The sequence below is a fragment of the Anoxybacillus sp. genome, assembly GCF_036834105.1.
Taxonomy (GTDB): domain Bacteria; phylum Bacillota; class Bacilli; order Bacillales; family Anoxybacillaceae; genus Anoxybacillus.
Genome location: NZ_DAITON010000194.1, coordinates 1 through 3,036, shown reverse-complemented (window position 1 = coordinate 3,036; position 3,036 = coordinate 1). Strand labels below are relative to the sequence as shown.

Here is a 3,036-nt window from a genome sequence, read left to right as displayed (position 1 = left end):
CGTTCGTCCTTCGGGCGTGGAAGGAATCGTTGTCCCCTTCGTTGTATCATGTGGTCTACTTCCCGTTATCGACCGGAGGCGTGATGGATTTTTACCGTGGACTGGCCTTGGGATTAGGAGAGGAACCGAAGTACCGCAAGGTAGACCTCTTCCGCCAAATCCAGCAGGCGATCGAGCGATTGTATCATGAACGGCGGATCACGCCGGTGTTCATTTTGGACGAGATGCATTTAGCGAAGGATGCATTTTTACAGGACATCGCGATCTTGTTCAACTTTGAGATGGATTCGACCAACCCATTTGTCTTGATTTTGGCCGGGCTGCCCCATTTACAGGGGAAGCTGCGGCTCAATCAGCACCGCCCTCTCGACCAGCGGATCATCATGCGATACCGGATGGGGCCGCTGGAGAAGGAAGAGGTGGCGGGCTACATCAAGCATCGGATGAAACAGGCCGGGGCGAAGCATCCGATCTTCACCCCATCGGCGTTAGAGGCGATTGCCCTGCAGTCGCGGGGATGGCCTCGGGTGATCAACACGTTGGCCACGACGTGCCTGTTATACGGGTATCAGCTGAAAAAGGACGTCATTGACGAAGAAATGGTGCGCATGGCCGCAGAGGAAATGGGGTATTAGCACGAAAGGGGCCGAATCGGCCTCTTTTGTGCTTTCTCTTTTCCATAGGTCCATCAGGCGCGCTGGAAATCTTCATCTGAAAGAGCGTGCAAACGTTCCGAAAGAATGTGCAAAATCCGGAACAATCCGCAAAAATTTTGCACATTATTTCCGAATCCGCCTGAAATAATTTGAAAAAGGGATTCTGAAATAATGTGCTAATTTACATTGACCACAGCGAATCGGAAGGATGCGGCAGTGGCGCCAGAGCTGCTGGTTTCTTTACAGCAGTGGGATATTGAGTTGGTATTAGGCGATGCCGCATACGACAGTGAAAAGGTTCGACAAACTGCCGAACAAGCAGGAATCTTATTTCTTTCCCCCATCAACCGCCGCAATAGTGTGGAACGGAAAGATGCCTATGGTCGGGTTCTTTCTGTCTTTTTGAAAACAAGATTTGGCCAATGGCTGTTTGGGCTTCGCCGCGAGATTGAACGGGTATTTAATGAGTTAAAAAGTGACGGGGTGGAACAGCCTCGATGGTATGGATTTCATCGATATTTACTGCATGTGTTATGTTGTATCCTTATGCATAACTTCGAGTTTTTACTCTAGTTTTGCAACACCATCAAAATGAAAAAACTCGCACAAAATGACCTTCTTATTAAAAGAATGGCTACTGACCTAGCAAAGAAGCTAGGTGACGAAGAGGGAGCATATCGTATAGTCTTTAACAGCGAGGTCCTTGGAAGATATCGTTATGGAGGAATTGTATAAAAATGCAGGAAGCTCCTAAGTTCTATATGCTTAGGAGCTTTTTATTGTAATAAGCGAAGAGAATTGAAAAGTAATAAAATGGTTATTATTTCATTTTCTTTGTTTCTTATTTCGTTATTAGGAAGTTTTGTATATCCTATCATTAGCGACGTGGTGCTTAATTTGCTCAAGTACAGTTATTATTTAATCCACTCTAAAAATTCGAGTCTGTTGCCAAAAGGATCATTGGCATAAAAACGATTTGCTCCTTCTAGCGGTTCATCTTCCTTTACTGCAATCCCCTTCTCAATTAAGTGGTCACGCAATACAGCAAGATTTTTTACATGAAAGGCTGGGTGTGCTTTTTTAGCAGGTTGAAAATCATCTTGTACACCAATATGTAGCTGATGACTCCCACATTGAAACCATACTCCACCTCGCTTTTGTAAGTTCTCAGGTTTTGGGATCTCTTTCATTCCTAAAATTTTTCCGTAAAACTCGCGTGCTTTTTCTTCACAACCTTTAGGAGCAGCAACTTGAACATGATCAATTTCTAAGAAAGTAAAGTTCATGTATATTCCTCCTCAGTAAATATATTAAATTAAGTTAAAATAATTTATTTTAATTTATTTTAATTTATTGAACATGTTTGTCGCGCAAGAACAGTATATGCTTTGCAGCGAATGACAATTATGTTATCACTCTAATTTAAAGTTTGAACAACAGTGAAAAATGATACTCTTTCATAGAACAAATTTACTGAGAACACGGTTATTTGAAGTAACAGTTCAATCCTTAGTAATGTCGTCACGAACTAGAAGATATAGTGAATAGGATTGAATGAATGATTTTAACGGTATTTTCAAGCTAAATGATAGAATAAATTTCTATTCTATACTTATTATAACTTATAAACAGAAATTTTCAATTATTAAAAATTTAATATAATATTGACAATATAATAATTTTTTATAAAATAAAAGTAGAGGTTTGCAATATTTTATTGCAATACCTTATTTTGGGTGTTTGGGGGGGTACCGTCAAGAATTTTGTGTAATGTAAATGGGGTAGGGTATCTCTGAAATGGATTTAGAATAGAGGGGGATATTTCCTCCACACAAGAGACTGAATATTCAGTCTCTTGTGTGGAAAGGGAGAATCCCCTTATTTTGTTTATTTACAATATTTGGTTAACAATAACGTTCTTCAAACATTCGTTGAAGGGCTTCATGCGCTTCGGCAAATCCTCGTAACTTTCGCCCTGCCCATTTCTCATTAAAATCTTGAATGGTCAAATACACGACTTTTTCAGCGGCTTCTAAACTGCTCAAACTGTTCATCGGCTTTAGGCGTTTCCGAATCTCCTTGATCGTTCGTTCGATGGCATTCGTCGTGTAAATCACACTTCGAATACTGCTTGGATAATCCATAAATGTAAGGAGGACATCCAACTCATTGGCCCAAGATTGAACTTCTCTCGGGTACTTGCTGGACCATTTCGACTCAAACTGTTGAAACATCTGTAACGCTATCTCCTTATTCGGTGCGCGATAAATCAGTTTGAGATCCTCTGCCACTTCAAATTGATCTTTTTTCCGAACACGATGTAAGGTATTACGTACTTTGTGAACGACACAACGCTGCACATCGGCTTTCGGATAAACCG

The 3,036-nt window shown here is 41.1% G+C and carries 3 protein-coding genes and 1 pseudogene; 2 read left to right on the top strand and 2 right to left on the bottom strand.

All coding sequences use genetic code 11. The annotated features are described in order from the left end of the window. Both V7Z64_RS12700 and V7Z64_RS12695 read left to right on the top strand, forming a co-directional pair. On the top strand, positions 1-635 hold a 635-nt coding region (locus V7Z64_RS12700), incomplete at its 5' end, for an ExeA family protein (protein WP_334110643.1). Positions 636-842: 207 nt separating this feature from the next. Further along, positions 843-1,229 (top strand): annotated as a pseudogene (locus tag V7Z64_RS12695) (transposase); the annotation flags it as partial. Positions 1,230-1,570: 341 nt separating this feature from the next. On the opposite strand, the gene V7Z64_RS12690 reads toward V7Z64_RS12695, so the two are convergent. After that, positions 1,571-1,942, bottom strand: coding sequence for a VOC family protein (locus tag V7Z64_RS12690; RefSeq protein ID WP_003397545.1), 372 nt, complete (start codon positions 1,940-1,942; stop codon positions 1,571-1,573). A gap of 618 nt (positions 1,943-2,560) precedes the next feature. After that, on the bottom strand, positions 2,561-3,036 hold a 476-nt coding region (locus V7Z64_RS12685; RefSeq protein ID WP_334110640.1), incomplete at its 5' end, for a transposase.